This is a genomic window from Subsaximicrobium wynnwilliamsii, from assembly GCF_007997225.1.
Lineage (GTDB): Bacteria > Bacteroidota > Bacteroidia > Flavobacteriales > Flavobacteriaceae > Psychroserpens > Psychroserpens wynnwilliamsii.
Map to the genome: position 1 here is coordinate 36,820 of NZ_VORM01000029.1, position 16,483 is coordinate 53,302.

Sequence of the window (16,483 nt, forward strand, 5' to 3'; positions counted from 1 at the left end):
TAAAGAAATCACAATTTGAGTCACAGCAGGTCATCTTCGGCCATCCGTCTCCCGTCTATTTTCATTTTTCTATTTTCTTTTTCATCTTCTCCCTCATCTTCTCCCTCATCTTCTCCCAATAGTTATCGGGATCAATTTCAAGTTCAATTTCGTCTTCATCTTCATCTTCATCTTCATCTTCATCTTCGTCTTCATCTTCATCTTCATCTTCATCTTCGTCTTCATCTTCCTCTTCATCTTCATCTTCATCTTCATCTTATCCCGATAGTTATCAGGATCAATTTCAGTTTCAATTCCCTTTTCCCTATCTTAGACCTTTTTACAAACCAACCCAAAAACACATGATTGACAAAGCGATTAAAACCACGTTGTTATGCAGTATCGTATTGATTACGGGCTGTAAAAACGACAAAAATTCCGAAGAAAAAATGGCAGTGAACGATTCAAAAAATATCTTGTTACAAGAATGGACAGGACCTTACGAGGGCGTGCCAGCCTTTGATGAAATGCAAGTGCAAGACGTAAAAGAAGCCATGAAAAAAGGCATGGTACTCGGTCTCAAAGACATTGACTCCATCGCCAACAATCCAGAGCCTGCCACATTTGAGAACACTATTGTCGCTATGGAAGGATCTGCAGAAGCCTTGAATAGAATATTTACCTATTATGGGATTTTCAGCAGCAATACCTCTTCGCCAGAATTTAGAGACATCCAAACCGAACTGGCACCGAAACTATCTGAGTACCAATCAAAAATTTCACAAAACGAAAAACTCTTCCAACGCATCAAGACCGTTTATGAAGCCTCGCAAAAAGATACTTTACCTGCCGATCAACAGCGTGTGGTGGATTTGACCTACAAGCAGTTTGAAATGAACGGTGCCAACCTTGACGCCGAAAAGAAAAAACGCTATGCTGAAATCAACAAGGAACTTTCAAAATTATACACCAAATTTTCGAACAACATACTTCACGACGAAGAAAATTATGTGACCTATCTCAATAAAAATCAGTTGGGTGGCTTATCGGAGTCCTTTACCAAATCTGCAGCAAAAATTTCGAGCGACAAAGGTCAGGACGAAAAATACGCCATAACCAATACCCGTTCCTCTATAGATCCGTTTTTGACCTATTCCACCGAGCGAGAACTGAGAAAAATTGTATGGACCAACTATTACAATCGTGGAGACAATGCCGATGCTTATGACAACAATGAACTCATTGCCGAGATTTTAAAACTTCGGAAAGAACGCGTAGGACTTATGGGCTATGACAACTACGCTGAATGGCGCTTGCAGGATCGCATGGCGAAAACACCAGAAAATGCGATGGATCTCATGATGGCAGTGTGGCCAGCAGCGATTGCCCGCGTGGATGAGGAAGTGGCCGATATGCAAGCCATTGCCGATGCCAATGGCGATAATTTAAAAATCGAAGCTTGGGATTACCGTTATTATGCAGAAAAAGTAAGGCAGAAAAAATACGATCTAGACAGCGATGAAGTAAAGCAATACCTACAATTGGATAATCTAACCGAAGCCCTTTTCTATGTGGCGGGACGTTTGTTCAACTACAAATTTACGCCTGTGCCTAATGGACAAGTTCCAGTATTTCATCCCGATGTCAAGGTTTGGGAAGTTGCCGATAAAGATAGTGGAAAACTCATCGGACTTTGGTATCTCGATCCCTACGCGCGCGAAGGCAAGCGTTCTGGTGCCTGGGCGACGACTTACAGAAGCTATACCTCTTACAAGGGCGAGGAAAATGTATTGGCTTCCAACAATTCCAATTTTGTAAAACCCGCACCTGGCGAGCCCGTTTTGATTTCTTGGGACGATGCGACCACGTTTTTCCATGAATTTGGACATGCCTTGCATTTCTTTTCCAGCAATGTGAAATACCCAACCTTGAATGGCGGCGTTCGTGATTATACCGAGTTTCAGTCCCAATTATTGGAGCGTTGGTTATCTACAGATGAAGTGATCAACAATTATTTAATCCACCACGAAACAGGCGAACCGATTCCTGCCAGCCTTGTTGTGAAAATCAAAAACGCTTCTAAGTTCAACCAAGGATTTGGCACCACCGAATATTTGGCCTCTGCACTTATGGATATGAAATTACATTTGGCAGATCCCAGCAACATTGACATCGACAAGTTTGAGCGCGAGACACTCAAGGAACTCCAAATGCCAGAAGAATTACCAATGCGTCACAGAACGCCACAATTTGGGCACGTCTTTTCGGGCGAGGGTTATGCCACCGCTTATTACGGTTACATGTGGGCCGATGTGCTTACTGCAGATGCTTCGGAAGCCTTTATGGAAGCGCCAGATGGCTTCTACGACAAAGCCATGGCCGATAAATTGGTAAAATACCTTTTTGCACCCAGAAACTCCATGGATCCTGCGGAAGCCTACCGCCTATTTAGAGGCAGAGATGCGAAGATTGAAGCGTTGATGCGTGATCGCGGATTTCATGTGAGTGAATAAAGCTTTGTGAATCCAGTTTTAAACTTACCCAATTAACGACTTGTGCATTAGCGTTAATTGGGTATTTTTATGGGGTGTAATTAGTAGAAGTAATTAAAAAAAATACAGGTAATGCATCTTTATCGGAATTGTAAGCCTTTTAGTTTTAATTTATGCTGTCAAACTTGCTATTAGAGAATTTAAGTTAAAAGAGATTGCAATATTTGACCTAATCGAAAAAAATAAAAGTTTCGAAGTAGCAGAAAGTGGAATTCACTCAATCTCCATAATCGGACTTAGTTCTGACTTTACTGTTTCAGACCTAAAAGCGAGTATTATCACGGAAAAAGGAAAAGAGGTCAATCTTACTGAAAATAAAATTAGATTTAGTTATTTGAGAAAGAGAGTTAAAACATTTGAAGTATGGACTTTTAAAGCAAATCATAGCGGAACATATAAACTGAATTTAAAAAACCTTGAAGAATTCCTAGAAGCAAACCCATTTCTAAAATCCAAAAAACCATTTAGCAATAGAAAAACAGAAACAAAAAAATTAAAAATCTTAATTAAGCAAAGCATATCAACCAAAGACCGTCTAATTTCTATAATTGGCCTGGCACTTGGAATAAATGGTCTTTTTTGGGGACTAATTCTTGGAATAAACCCGAGCATGTTTGAATAAAAAAACTACTTACAACAGCGAAAAAAAATCACTCCTTTAGCTTAAGCAGAAGGTCATTGCTCGTTCCGTAAATGTTTTTTATAATGGCTCTTACTCAAACCGTCACGAGCGGGACGCTCGCGCTAGCAGGGAAAACATGTGTTTCGCACAGATACGAATTCAAACCCTGAATTTAGGAGGAAATGCTGTAATTGCAACAGACATAGATTTTTCAGAAGTTGGAGCAGCCAAAGGAATGTTAATGGTGTGCATGGCTGGAACTGCTATCAAACTGAACAACACGGATATTTTGGAAAAGGAAAAAACTGAAATACTTGACAAACTTTCTTATGCCAATCAAAGACTGAAAGAATTAAGCAAATTTGATTAAAAAATAGTGATTGGGGCCTATAAATTAATTTCTAGCGTAAGCCTACTTGCGCAAACCCTAGTTAATCCCCTAGTCCGATTTTTTTTATTACATTGATGTTTTAAATGCGCAACTAAGCTTAAAAAAGTCCCTTAGCAAAACCTTAAATATACACGAAATCATGAAAAATGCATCGCTTTTATTTGTTCTAATGCTTGTAGTATTACTCTTTGCTTGTCAATCTAATGAAAATACCCAAGTTGATGTAAAGAAAGATTTAATAACAAAGTTCATTAGTTCTTCTAAAGTAAATTCAACTACTCATTTGGGAAAGATTGTCATTTTGGAGACGGAATATTGCAATAGCATCGACTGCCAAAATTATTTTAAAGCCTATGAGAATGAAATAATATTTTATTCAAAAACAGAACTTTTCATGAGAGCCATTAATAACTATGTGGTAATCGAAAAATTGGACAAAGACAATGGGCATCTCGTTTTGACCAAAAGATCTGAAAATGGCGTTGAAACAATTGAAATAAAAATTTAATAGCCAATGCAGTATATCCTGCATTAGTCAAGGCTTATATATGCTTATGAGCAACGCCCTTTTGAATTTTTCAAGTGGAATTTCCGAACTACCAAGATTTAGATTTCAGCACTCAACGATAAACCCACAAAACCATCGCAATAATTAAGACTATGATTTTAAAAGCAGAACGTAACAAATCTTGTATAATTAATTCAGCAACATTTATCAAAAGCTTATGAACTGGTTTTTAGGTGTACTCATAATTTTAGTAGTAGTAGTGTTTCTAACCAATAACATCAGAATTAAAAAAAGGAGACTTAAAATACTGAACCAGTTCAAACGCAATTGGGGCAAGCCGAAAAATTTGGACGAATTTCACTTTAGTTCAATTGAAGAATATTTTAATAATACCGCCAACAAAGACAAAGCTTTCCACATCATATCAAATCGATGTGCCGCCGATTTAGATATTAACGACGTTTTCGAGGTCATTGATAGAACCGCTTCTAAAATTGGCCAGCAATACCTCTACTATAAATTACGAACCATTGAAAGTCGGAGCCGTTTATTGGCCTTTAACGATTTGACGCTTCTGTTTGAAGGCAATGAAAGTTTGAGATTGAAGATTCAGTTAGAGCTTACAAAAATAAATACCAACGGTTCTTACTGTTTTGAGGAATTAGTAACTTCTAAACCGCTAGAAAAACCCAAATACATAGGCTTAATATATGCCTTATCAATGCTATCCTTTTTGCTAAGTATTTTAGGATTCTTCGTCCCCCTATTTTTTATAGTGCTCATCCCAATTTTTGCATTAAATATGGTATTTCATTACAAGAATAAATGGAATATCTCGAGCTACCTCGATGGCATAAGTCAGTTATCAAAAACAATCGAAGTCTCAAAAAACATAGCCGCATTTCCAGAAATAAAAAAGAAATTTACAGATACCCGTTTTATAAAAAATGTTGAACAGATCAAGCTAAAATCGGCATTTATAAGTTTCGACAAGGATCTTGGAAATGAATTTGCCATAGTGTTTTGGTTGGTTTCAGAATTTATAAAAGTGCTATTCAATTTGGAATATCTTATTTTCTATAGTTTTACCGATTCCATTGCGAACAAAAGAGCTGAGCTTAAACAGATGTTTCATTTTATTGGGGAAATTGATGCAGCCATATCTACAGCTTCTTTAAAAGCAAGTGACCACAACATTTGTAACCCCATATTTACTGATGAAAAAAAGATGGCTTTCACAGAAATCTCCCATCCGCTGATTAACAACTGTGTGGTCAATAATTTGACTTTAGTGAGCCACAGCTTGTTATTAACTGGTTCAAACATGTCGGGCAAAACCACATTTATTAGAAGTATTGCAATCAATAGCATTTTAGCCCAGAGTCTAAATATTTGTTTCGCTAAATCCTATACGGCTCCTTTTTTTAAAGTGTATACCTCAATAAGAATTAGCGATGATGTCTTAGAAAGCACGAGCTATTATCTCGAAGAAGTTCTGACCATCAAAAAATTAATTGAGGCTTCTCAAAGCGACCAGCCGTGTTTATTTGTATTGGATGAGATTTTTAAAGGCACGAACACTGTTGAGCGAATTTCTGGCGGAAAAGCTATATTGTCCTATCTAAACAAAGGCAATAATATGGTTTTGGTTTCTACTCACGACATCGAACTGACCGTTATGTTGAGCAATAAAAAATTTAATTTGTATCATTTCAGTGAGCAGATTGCCTCCAATGAGCTAAAGTTTGATCATAAGCTCAAAGCCGGAAAATTAAAATCCCGCAATGCAATTAGAATTTTAGAGCTTTACGATTATCCTTCAGAAATTATCGATGACGCCAAAGCAACCGAATCTGCGACTTTTGACCCAAGTCCAAATACCTAAATTAAAACATTATTTTCTGCCAAATCCTATATCGGGGTTTTAATTTGGAAAAAACGGTTTTGCCTTAAGTCCCCAGCTAGCATGAGCGTCTCGCTCGCACCCACAAGATAACGTCGTCTCCTGTTTTTCTAGTAATTCCTTAATGCCTACGTGCAGTCCCTTATGGTCTATATTCAGTTAGATTTCATCTTTGGCATTAAACATTAGCCAAAAACGTTCATGCCTTTTTCAGTTCTGCAACAGGTCATGCGCTCTTCACAAACATTGAAACAAAATTCTCGAGTTAAATAATATCTAAGCAATACATCGTTCCACTTGAGCGAAGCGAATGCATGTATTCCATAAAAAAAAATGGCAAACTGTGGATAAAACTTATAAAGTATACTGCAGTTGGGATCTGCGATTTGTAGTTTAAACTCATGCTTTTTTTTACTAGCGCAAGCCTCTTGTTTGTGCTGCTATAGGTATTCATTCTTACTCAGGCCGTCACGAGCGGGACGCTCGCGCCAGCAGGTGATAATCTAGAAAACATGAATGTTTAGTATTTAAACTTGTCGTAGAAAACTATTTTCCTTAGAGATTGAGTTTCGCTTTAAACTCATTAATGATACCCCCTTTAAGCAGCATATTTATTTGCCGGTCGCTTAGGGTGTGTTTAACCTCAAATTCAAGTTTTTTACCCGAATCGTTGCTGACCTTTACTTTAATGGGATTCCTGTCCTTAATATCGTTCCTTAAATTTTTAAAGCTCACGGTATCTCCCTGTTCGATCTTATCATAATCTTCGATAGTTATAAATTCAAGGGGCAATACTCCAAAATTTGCAAGGTTCTGCCACGCAATCCGGGCATAGGATAAAGCTATCACGGCAACTTGTCCCAGATATTTGGGAGCAAGTGCAGCGTGTTCCCTACTAGATCCCTGGGCGTAATTTTCTTTGGCCACTACAATATGTCCGCCATGCTGGGATTTGGATTCCATGGCCCTATCATAAAAAGAGTCATCGATTACCGTAAAGGTGTATTTGCTGATTTCTGGGAGATTGCTTCTAAAAGGCAGCACTTCGGCCCCAGCCTTCAAAATCTCATCGGTGGATACATTATCTCCCATTTTTAAGAGAACAGGCACTTCATAGTTGTCCTCCAACGGGTCAATATGGGGCAGTGCTTTAATATTGGGTCCTTTCTTCAATTCAATTTGCGAACCATCCTCGAGAGGAGCAACCAACAATTGCGTATTGATGATTTCCATTTCCGGGCTTACATATTGGGGGTAGCTCATTCCGAATAATTTTTCAAGGCCCCTAGGATCGGTAATCTTCCCTGTAAGGGCAGAAGCCGCAGCTGTTTCGGGACTGCATAGGTAAACTTGGTCATCTTCGGTCCCAGATCTGCTCGGGAAATTTCGTGGCATAGTCCTTAAACTGATGGTATCCGAGGCCGGGGCCTGTCCCATCCCAATACAGCCCATACAGCCCGACTGGTGGAACCTTGCCCCTGCTTTGATCAAGTTGGCAAAGGCACGGTTATCGATCATATTCTGTATGATCTGTCTGGAGGTTGGGTTGATATCAAAGGATACTTCGTTGTCGATCGATCTATCCTTTACGATGGCTCCTGCCATCCAGAAATCACGGAGCCCCGGGTTTGCGGAAGATCCGATGACTACTTGGCCAATGGGTTTTCCCGCAACTTCGCTCACGGGAACCACATTTCCGGGACTGGTAGGTTGGGCTATAAGTGGAACCAACTCGTCCAGCCTTATTTCTTCATGTAGATCATAATTACAACCTTCATCGGCCACGAGTTCTATCCAATCTTCTTCCCTGGCCTGAGATCTTAAAAAGCGTTTGGTCTCATCATCGCTAGGGAACACGGAAGTGGTAGCCCCTAATTCGGCACCCATATTGGCAATAACATGACGATCCATTGCGCTTAGGTTTTTTAATCCATCCCCGTAATATTCCAAAATTTTTCCGACCCCGCCCTTAACCCCATGTCTACGGAGCATCTCCAGAATAATATCCTTTGCACTTACCCAGTCCGGAAGTTTTCCTGTCAATTTAACGCCCATGACCTTTGGCATCGTTACAAAGTAGGGTTCGCCCGCAATGGCCGCGGCTACATCCAATCCTCCTGTACCAATGGCAAGCATCCCCAAGGAACCTGCGGCACAACTATGGCTGTCCGACCCTACCAGCGTTTTTCCCGGTTTACCGAAACGCTCCATATGCACGGGGTGGCTCACCCCGTTTCCTGGTCGGCTGTACCAAAGGCCAAAACGTTGTGCGCCAGACAAAAGGAACAAATGGTCATCGGCATTTTTAAAATCGGTCTGCAACAGGTTATGATCTACATATTGAACGGCAACCTCCGTTTTGGCTTTTTTAAGGCCCATTGCCTCCAGTTCCAGTTGGACCAAGGTGCCCGTTGCATCCTGCAACAGGGCCTGATCTATTTTTATACCTATTTCAGACCCAGGGATCATTTCCCCGATTACCAAATGGGAGTCTATAAGTTTTTGGGCAACATTGTATGCTTTCATGATATTATTTGATTTTAAATGACAGTATGGAAAAGGTCGCTGTTATTATTTTAGATTATATAGTGATAAATTTAGCGTTTAGGGAACAGAATCGCAAGTAACTGACAAATTATGAACCTAATGCGCAATATGTTTAAGATACGCATTTTTTAGTTGTAATGCCAATCCAATCCCGAATTGCCAATAATTTTAAAATGAATTTTTATATTGTATGTTTACAGAAATTTCCCACGCTATCGCGAGCGTCTCGCTCGTCCCCACAAGATAACCTCGTCTCCTGTTTTTCTCGTAATTCCTTAATGCCTGCGTGCATTCCCTTATGATCTATATTCAGTTAGATTTCATCTTTGGCATTAAACATTATTCAAAAACGTTCATGCCTTTTTCAGTTCTGTAACAGGTCATGCGCTCTTCACAAACATTGAAACAAACTTCTCGAGTTAAATAATATCTAAGCAATACTTCGTTCCACTTGAGCGCAGCGAATGCATGAATGCATAATAAAAAATAGCAAGCTGTGGATAAAAATTATAAAGTATACTGCGGTTGGGATCTGCGATTTGTAGTTTCAACTCATGCTTTTTTTTAATAGCGCAAGCCTCTTGTTTGTGATGCTATAGGTATTCTTTCTTACTCAGGCCCTCACGAGCGGGACGCTCGCGCTAGCAGGTGAAAAACAGAAAGCCCAATTATGACTTTTGAATTTAGCAAAAACCTAATTGAAACTTTGGATAAAGTCAGAGCGTTAATTGGACTGAATTATATTCCATAAAATAAAAATCCCACCATAAGTGGGATTTTTCTGATAATCATTCATTATTAACTCTTAATTAATTATCTATACTCATAGTGACGGCTTTATTTAAATTATCACCTGAACTAATTTTCAAATTCCTTTTTTTATTATCCTTCATAATTTGAATTTTATAGGTTTTCTCAACCTCCTTTTGATGATCGTAGTCTACAGTATAAACTACTTTTAACAAATGGCAGTCTGGATATTGACTTAAAACTGATTTTACAATGTATTTAGGCAGTTTAATGTCCTTGTACCGCTCTGTTGTTTTTAAAAGTTTTCCATTATTATTGTAAGTAGCAATAATATAACCTTTAGATCCTCTAAAGATAGTTGTGAAGGGTTTGTTACGTCCGTCAAATTCAGAGGCCCCCAAAACATTAAATCTTGCAGCTTCATTTTCCAATAAGCTTACATGATCGGACATTTCTTTGTCCTGTACTTTTTCAAGATAACTAAAGTTAACACTAGTTATGCCACATTAAAACCAAGATTACGGTCAAAAACGGACTGACCATCCAACGTCAAAATATGTAAAAACTGTTAAACAGACATTAAAAATACAACAGTTAAAAATGAATTAATAAATTAAAACCATAACATTATGAAAATTTTGAAATTTTTTAAAAAACCGTACTTCGCAACATTTCTTGCAACTTTAGTATTATTTGTTTCTTGTTCACAATACGAGGATTTAAATGAAAGTGAAAATCAAAGTCAAATCGAAAACAATCAAGTTTATGCGAAAAAAGGCTCTGGTAACGAACAAATTTCTGGTGACTTACTTTTTGAGTCAATTTTCTTCGGTAGTGAAGACTTAAATATTGATATAGACCATATTAATAAAGTTAGAGAATTTAGGGGTACATTATCACAAGATGAGTTATCAAGTCTTGATAGATTTTCTGGATTAGTAGTTGCCAAAATTGCAAAAAAAGATAATTCTTATTTTACATCATTTAAAAATGATTTGTATTCTAAAGACCATTATCGTATAAAAAATGCGCTTGAAACTGCTGGAAGTAAAATTGAAGAATCTATGATGGAAATTCCAGAAATTAGAGATGCATTCTTATTAACTTCAGAAATTACTAAAAACATAGATGTAAGTCAATTTGTAAATTCTAATGGTGAGTTTGATGAAGCTGGTTTTATTGATGCAGTTGAGCTAGAATATGGTGATGAAGTTGAAGCAATAATCGGACCTACCTTTATTGGAGTTTGGTTAGTAGCTGCGCTTGTGCAAACTGTAGTAGTAGCTGTTAGTTATTACGTTGGCGTTTTCGTAGCAAAATATACGCCTTGGGATAAACTTGCAACAGAGGGAGCACAATTAAGTGAATTACAAAATGATATCTTGGTTAATGATATTTATGAAAAGTTATAAAAAAACAACGCAATATCTACTTAATATGATAGTCATAATATTGGTATTTTTTATGCTTATCATTTTTAGTAAAGATAATGTGATTAACTTAAATGCAAATACCTTGAGGATAATTTCGCCTCAAGGTTATGCATTTTTTACGAGAGATCCGAAAGAACCACAATTATTTATCTATAAACTAGAAGAAAGGAAAATTATTGAGGATTTAAGCAAAAATTCTACTACGTCTGATATGTTATTTGGTTTGTCCAGAAAAAATAGAAGACAAAGTTTAGAAATGAATGAAATTTTTCCAAAACTAATAAAGTGGGAAGATTATAATAGTTTAGAAGACCTAAAACATATAGTACCAGATACTTTATCAATTAAATCAAAAGATTCTAAAAAATTAACCGGTCAATTTTTAATAATTAGAGAAAAACGTATTCCTTGGGCTTGGGCATCTAACTTGAAGACACCACAAAGAAAATTTAAATTCATTTACCTAAAATGACATTAACATCTTACAATATTGCTAGAACATTTTTAGCATTCGGTTTATTAATTACACTAATCTTTAACTCAAACTATACACTTTTCGGTTATGATATTTTACATCTAAATAACCCAGTTTTTGATTATAACTTTTATTACATTTTAAGGGAGCATTTAGTTTTAGCAAAAATTCTATCCATTATTATTTTATTAATTGTTATAAGTGGTTATTTTCCAAGATACTCTGGTATTTTGCATTGGTATATAACTTATAGCTTTTTTATGAGTTCTGATGTTGCTGATGGAGGAGACCATATAGCATCAAATATTACTTTATTGTTAATTCCATTAACACTATTAGATAACAGAAAAAATCATTGGTCTCATCAAATTGTTTCCCAAGGAAACCTGAAACTATATTTAATGAATTCAATTTACTTTTTAATAGCAATACAAATTTGTGCTATTTATCTACACGCCTTTATTGGTAAGCTATTTGTTGAGGAGTGGAAAAATGGAACAGCAATATACTATTGGATGACTCATAATCATTTCGGAATTAATCCTATATTTAAAGATTTTGCCACTCAATTATTATCTAATAAATTTATTGTTATAATTATTAGTTGGTCAACTTTAGCGTTAGAGTTCTTGCTAGCATCTTGTATTATTTTGTCGCAATCGAATAAGAAAAGGTATATCTTCCTTTTTAGTGGTATATTATTCCATTTTGGCATAATGTTAATTCACGGTTTAGTAAGTTTCTTCTTTATTATGAGTGCTGCATTGTTTATATATTTGATGCCAAAGCATTCACAATTTTCTTTAAACCAATTAAAAAACAAAAAAATATGGAAACAATTTATAAATCAATTCTTACATTAGACCTTACTTTATTTGCTTCGTTGCTATTATTCTATTTTATCAAAAAAGATACAATAAATCCAATTTTAGGTTATAGAACAAAAAGAGCAATGAAAAATCAAAAAAATTGGATTTTTGCGCAAAAATTTTTTTCTAAAAATTGGTTGTATTCTATCCCAATCATTTTGATTACGCAAATACCAATATTATTTGATAACACATTGGATAACGTAATACCCATTTCATTATTAAATTTCGTGATTTATTCTATTTATCTTATTTATGTGACTGAAAAAAAACTAAAAAAAATGGACGATGAAAATCAATAACGTGGCATAACACCGTATATAAGCTATGGCTTGGTCTGTGACAATTTGGAAAATCTATGAATTTCCCAAAGTTAGTTTATATTTGGAGAGGTTCGTGCGAAAACACGCCACAGCTCATATACAAACACGTTATGCCACATTAACCAAGCAGAACGGTCAAAAACGGACTGACCATCCACAATGAAAATTTAAAACTATGATGATATTATGAGTATCACAACATTATTAAAATTTAAAAAACAACAAAATGAAAAAAAGTATTTATTTATTATTAGCATTATTTATTTCTATAACAATGACAAATTGTAGTACAGAAGACGAGAACAAAATCGACGATTCTGCAAGTAATATTGAAAAGTTTGACAATAATTTGACAAACTTTGTAAATAAAGCGGCAAAGTATAGCGATTTATCACAACGCTTGAATTATTCAGATAGGAATAGAAATATTAATGAAATAATTTTAGAAAATAAGTCTATAAAAGATAAAAATGATTTGTCAGATGCAAAGGAATTGAATCACAATCCTAATGAATTTGATAAACATTTTATTCAAAATATCTTATCCTCTCTAACGGAAGACGATATTTTATCATTTTTCAACAGAATGGAATTTTATGAAGATTTTGTTAATAATAATATTAATGATTTTCAACATAAAGAATATTTAATTAACAATATCGATGGATTCAAATGGGTAAAATATAGCTTATATGAGCTAAAGGAGTCTGACGTTTCTAAGAATAATTTTGATGCCTGTTTTGATGGTTGTATGGAAGATGAAATTAACGGTCAACTTGGAGGTGGTAATCCTGTAAAATGGGCTCAGTTTTTACTTACAGCCGCTGAAACTGTTGCTTATTGGGTTGGTTCTTGTACTTGGGATTGTTGGTAAACTAAAATAATAAAATATGAAAACTTTAGAAATCAAAAAAATAGAAACTTCTATACTATTAGCAATTTGTTTAGTTTTATTCTTATCGATAAAAGCTGTTATTCCAAATTTTTTATCGGTATTTGTAATTTTATTAATGTCTTTTTATTTTTTTCCTGTAAAACTTATCTTGAATAAAGTAAAAGATTTTAATAAGCAAAACATACTATCTGATATAATCATTTCGACTAGCTTAATATTATTGATTGTTGGCATTTATTTAGATAGTGATTTTATGTCAATAATATTTACGTTTATTAATTTTATATTTTTAATATATATCGTTTTTAATGGTCAAAACTTGAGCGAGTATAGAAAAATAATTTTAAACCATTTACTAGTTATTTTTTTACTTCAAATGATACAGTATTCTTAATGCAAACATTATTAGAAATAAAATAACGTGACATAATAATTTGTTTGAAAATAGCAGATTAGAGCTAAATTCAAAGTTTAGTTTTTTTCTGCTATTTTTATTTTATCTAAGCGAAGAAAAGTAAGATTAAAATAATAAAACGTGGCATAACAATGTGTATAGTTAATAGCTTTGTACTTACTCGTCTGGAATATTCCTTCGGAACATTCACAGGCTCGTGGGTTTTTGCTATATTAGTTTCCTAATCACGCTACTAACCATACACAAAACCGTTATTACAACATCATTTAAGTTTACTTCCTTGACCTCACCCTTTTTGTTTTGTGAGAATCCTAGGCTGGTAAGACCTAATACGAATAAACCAATTACTAAATTTTTCATGACTTTTAAATTTTAAGATTAATAAAGTTTGTTGAAGCAAAGATGGCGCATATATGAAGGCACCACTTAACAGTCATGTTGCAATTGATTTAAAGTATTATTTGAAGCGTTTTACACATAATTTAAAGGCTATAAATTATGTTGCATGGTAGAGTTTAAAGGAGGATTAACTTGAAACGAATCTTATATTAGGCACTTGATGAATCTGATTTTTTTATTAAAAAATTATTTAATCATCAAATGTATTAATCAACATAAGGAGTTATTGGAGCAATTTTCGCAAAACCAACTTTATCGTATAGCTCAATATATCTTGGATCTGTTCGCAATGGTCGTAATAAAGGCTCTTCTTTTAGCCATGTCATCTCAACTTCATGACGGTCGTATGATTTCTGCAACCAGACAAATGTGTTGTCATAATCTTTGATATGAGCATAATATAATGCCAGAAACCAGGCTGGACTGCCTGAAACTTTAGTGTTGTATTGTTGATGCAATTGATCTAAATAATTTTGAGATTCTTTATTTCCATCCACATTATTAAGTACCGCATTGAGCCAAATAATTACAGGAGGTCGATCTGTAAAAATTTTCATGAAAATATTCAATAACTGTCTGGAACTTTTATACTCACTTAAATAGTAATATACTCTTGATGCTTCCAATAAATAAAAATAATCATCAGCACTCACTGTATCATTTTCCTTAAGTATTTGCAATGCCATCTCGTTCTTTCCTTGCATATAATAGCACTGTGCAAGGCTAGCATACGATCCTGGATTAGAGGGATTAAAAGTTAAATTTCTTTTTGTCAAAGTTAGAGCCAATTGAAATCTGCCTGTTTTTCTGGCTATATCCATAGCCATTCCGTATACCTCCCAATATAAATTTGGACTTTCAGCTACAAAATTCAAATCTTCAATACTAGATTCTACATCCCAGTCGTAGTGAAATTCAATCATCATCTTAATTCGCAATAATTCAGATTGATTAATTAAATCGCCTTTTTGGTAAAGCTGTACGGTTTTATAATAATATTTCCTGCCCTCTTTCTCCGCTACAATTTGTGATTCACCTCCCCAGACTAGTCCCATAATTAAATGAGTCTTTGCGAGTCCAGCATATGGATCTATAAACGATGAGTCGATGGAGATAGCTTGTTCAAAAAAGTATATGGCATTATCAAATCCTTTTTTGCTCAACTTAGAATATTCGTATTGCCCTCGTAAATATAATTTATAGGCTTCTTCATTAGCCGTAGGTTTGTTTTTAATACTTTTAATTTCTGTTGTGCCTATATTCACTTTCATTTTATTGGCGATATTTTCGGCAATCGAGGCCTGTAGCTCAAAAATCTCATCACTATTCCAGACACCAGTATACTCCAAAGACCACAAATGTTTATTATTTCCTGCTTCAACCAGGTTTAAATTACTTTGTACCTGCGTTCCTGAAAGCTTAAAATTACCTTCAAGAACATATTTAACTCCTAATTCCTTGGCAATTGTATTGATATCTTTGTCTGTATCCTTGTACTTCACTATAGAGGTGAAAGGCATTACTCTTTTGATTGCTTGAATTTGAGATAATTTGGCAATTATGGCATCAGTCATACCATCACTTATATATTCTAGTTCTGGGTCTCCACTCCAATTCTTTAATGGTAATACGGCAATGGTATTTTCTTCCTGTTTAATTGATTCTTTATTTTCCGAAGGACCTGTATTTGCAGAAGTTGAGTAATTATAATATGAGAATGATATAATCACTAAAATTGCTAAGGCGACAATAAAAAATGATGTTCGATTAAATAACTTTCTTTTAATTGAAATAGGCTGCTTTTCGGCATTGGAGGCTTGAATCTCTTCTTCATCTTCATTTACTAAATGATTCCTAAACTTTACTTCTCCTGGAGGATAGCCATAATATTGATGGAAACTTGTATTGAAATAAGTTGGACTATTAAATCCAACCTTATAGGAAATTTCGGAAGCAGTGGCAACATCATCTTGTAGCATCTCCATTGCTTTTTCTAATCGAAATTCACGAATAAATTGGCTTGTCGATTTGCCATTGATGGCATTTAGTTTTCGGTGTAGTTGTGATCTGCTTATCCCTAATGCAATAGCTAGCTCTTCGACTCCAAACTGATCATCCTCAATATGATCTTCAATGATGGTATTTAAATTATTTATAAATACTTGGTCTATTGAAAGTTGGTTGGTCATTTTAACTTTTTTTTTAAAAAAGTTTTGAACTTCTAAAATTGTTTAGATAGAATACTAAGATAAGCAATTTTAATATGCGGTTCAATAGATAAGAAAAAATATTAATTTGTATATCCGTTTAGTGTCCATTAGCTGTAATGCTTGCTATTACTAGTCTATCAAAGATTCGCTCACCAAAATATCTTCGATTTAGCTTGTAAACAAACTCGTTTAGATAAAGTTGCAGATATTTT

Annotated in this window: 14 protein-coding genes and 1 pseudogene; 11 read left to right on the forward strand and 4 right to left on the reverse strand. The window is 34.9% G+C overall.

What is annotated here, in order from left to right:
* The first annotated feature begins 341 nt into the window (after positions 1-341).
* From ESY88_RS17895 to ESY88_RS17915, 5 genes are all read left to right on the forward strand, one after another.
* Positions 342-2,492, forward strand: a complete 2,151-nt coding sequence (locus ESY88_RS17895) for a M3 family metallopeptidase (protein ID WP_147088002.1) — start codon at positions 342-344, stop codon at positions 2,490-2,492.
* Between the two features lie 373 nt (positions 2,493-2,865).
* Entirely contained in the window at positions 2,866-3,153 is a 288-nt protein-coding gene (locus ESY88_RS17900; protein WP_147088003.1) for a hypothetical protein, read from the forward strand.
* Between the two features lie 55 nt (positions 3,154-3,208).
* Positions 3,209-3,523, forward strand: coding sequence for a heavy metal-binding domain-containing protein (locus tag ESY88_RS17905; protein WP_147088004.1), 315 nt, complete (start codon positions 3,209-3,211; stop codon positions 3,521-3,523).
* 160 nt (positions 3,524-3,683) lie between these two features.
* Positions 3,684-4,052 (forward strand): hypothetical protein, encoded by a 369-nt coding sequence (locus ESY88_RS17910; RefSeq protein WP_147088005.1) that lies wholly within the window; start codon positions 3,684-3,686, stop codon positions 4,050-4,052.
* A 217-nt stretch (positions 4,053-4,269) separates the two neighbouring features.
* Positions 4,270-5,937 (forward strand): MutS-related protein, encoded by a 1,668-nt coding sequence (locus ESY88_RS17915; protein ID WP_147088006.1) that lies wholly within the window; start codon positions 4,270-4,272, stop codon positions 5,935-5,937.
* 573 nt (positions 5,938-6,510) lie between these two features.
* On the opposite strand, the gene ESY88_RS17920 is transcribed toward ESY88_RS17915, so the two are convergent.
* Both ESY88_RS17920 and ESY88_RS17925 read right to left on the reverse strand, forming a co-directional pair.
* Positions 6,511-8,481, reverse strand: coding sequence for an aconitate hydratase (locus ESY88_RS17920; RefSeq protein ID WP_147088007.1), 1,971 nt, complete (start codon positions 8,479-8,481; stop codon positions 6,511-6,513).
* Between the two features lie 830 nt (positions 8,482-9,311).
* The gene (locus ESY88_RS17925; protein ID WP_147088008.1) at positions 9,312-9,704 is read right to left on the reverse strand and encodes a hypothetical protein; all 393 of its coding nucleotides are present in this window, start codon (positions 9,702-9,704) and stop codon (positions 9,312-9,314) included.
* A gap of 177 nt (positions 9,705-9,881) precedes the next feature.
* Between ESY88_RS17925 and ESY88_RS17930 the strand changes: the two genes are divergently transcribed.
* From ESY88_RS17930 to ESY88_RS17955, 6 genes are all read left to right on the forward strand, one after another.
* Positions 9,882-10,664, forward strand: coding sequence for a hypothetical protein (locus ESY88_RS17930; RefSeq protein WP_147088009.1), 783 nt, complete (start codon positions 9,882-9,884; stop codon positions 10,662-10,664).
* A gap of 25 nt (positions 10,665-10,689) precedes the next feature.
* Positions 10,690-11,157 (forward strand): SdpA family antimicrobial peptide system protein, encoded by a 468-nt coding sequence (locus tag ESY88_RS17935; protein ID WP_189702647.1) that lies wholly within the window; start codon positions 10,690-10,692, stop codon positions 11,155-11,157.
* Positions 11,154-12,023 (forward strand): sporulation-delaying protein SdpB family protein, encoded by an 870-nt coding sequence (locus ESY88_RS17940; protein ID WP_147088011.1) that lies wholly within the window; start codon positions 11,154-11,156, stop codon positions 12,021-12,023. The genes ESY88_RS17935 and ESY88_RS17940 overlap by 4 nt, the downstream gene beginning before the upstream one ends.
* A complete protein-coding gene (locus ESY88_RS17945; protein WP_147088012.1) occupies positions 11,990-12,331 on the forward strand; it encodes an SdpI family protein in 342 nt (113 codons plus the stop codon). Before ESY88_RS17940 ends, ESY88_RS17945 begins: the two co-directional genes overlap by 34 nt.
* A gap of 247 nt (positions 12,332-12,578) precedes the next feature.
* Entirely contained in the window at positions 12,579-13,226 is a 648-nt protein-coding gene (locus ESY88_RS17950) for a hypothetical protein (RefSeq protein WP_147088013.1), read from the forward strand.
* A 16-nt stretch (positions 13,227-13,242) separates the two neighbouring features.
* On the forward strand, positions 13,243-13,641 hold the full coding sequence (locus tag ESY88_RS17955) for a hypothetical protein (protein ID WP_147088014.1): 399 nt from the start codon (positions 13,243-13,245) through the stop codon (positions 13,639-13,641).
* 626 nt (positions 13,642-14,267) lie between these two features.
* On the opposite strand, the gene ESY88_RS17960 is transcribed toward ESY88_RS17955, so the two are convergent.
* Positions 14,268-16,250, reverse strand: coding sequence for a helix-turn-helix domain-containing protein (locus tag ESY88_RS17960; RefSeq protein ID WP_147088015.1), 1,983 nt, complete (start codon positions 16,248-16,250; stop codon positions 14,268-14,270).
* 118 nt (positions 16,251-16,368) lie between these two features.
* Positions 16,369-16,483: pseudogene (locus tag ESY88_RS17965) on the reverse strand (IS1595 family transposase); the annotation flags it as partial.

What these genes read in the sequence shown, in the direction of transcription:
- ESY88_RS17895 (WP_147088002.1), top strand. Translation starts at nt 342, where the DNA reads ATGATTGACAAAGCGATTAAAACCACGTTGTTATGCAGTATCGTATTG.
- ESY88_RS17910 (WP_147088005.1), top strand. Translation starts at nt 3,684, where the DNA reads ATGAAAAATGCATCGCTTTTATTTGTTCTAATGCTTGTAGTATTACTC.
- ESY88_RS17915 (WP_147088006.1), top strand. Translation starts at nt 4,270, where the DNA reads ATGAACTGGTTTTTAGGTGTACTCATAATTTTAGTAGTAGTAGTGTTT.
- ESY88_RS17920 (WP_147088007.1), bottom strand. Translation starts at nt 8,481, where the DNA reads ATGAAAGCATACAATGTTGCCCAAAAACTTATAGACTCCCATTTGGTA.
- ESY88_RS17925 (WP_147088008.1), bottom strand. Translation starts at nt 9,704, where the DNA reads ATGTCCGATCATGTAAGCTTATTGGAAAATGAAGCTGCAAGATTTAAT.
- ESY88_RS17930 (WP_147088009.1), top strand. Translation starts at nt 9,882, where the DNA reads ATGAAAATTTTGAAATTTTTTAAAAAACCGTACTTCGCAACATTTCTT.
- ESY88_RS17935 (WP_189702647.1), top strand. Translation starts at nt 10,690, where the DNA reads ATGATAGTCATAATATTGGTATTTTTTATGCTTATCATTTTTAGTAAA.
- ESY88_RS17940 (WP_147088011.1), top strand. Translation starts at nt 11,154, where the DNA reads ATGACATTAACATCTTACAATATTGCTAGAACATTTTTAGCATTCGGT.
- ESY88_RS17945 (WP_147088012.1), top strand. Translation starts at nt 11,990, where the DNA reads ATGGAAACAATTTATAAATCAATTCTTACATTAGACCTTACTTTATTT.
- ESY88_RS17950 (WP_147088013.1), top strand. Translation starts at nt 12,579, where the DNA reads ATGAAAAAAAGTATTTATTTATTATTAGCATTATTTATTTCTATAACA.
- ESY88_RS17955 (WP_147088014.1), top strand. Translation starts at nt 13,243, where the DNA reads ATGAAAACTTTAGAAATCAAAAAAATAGAAACTTCTATACTATTAGCA.
- ESY88_RS17960 (WP_147088015.1), bottom strand. Translation starts at nt 16,250, where the DNA reads ATGACCAACCAACTTTCAATAGACCAAGTATTTATAAATAATTTAAAT.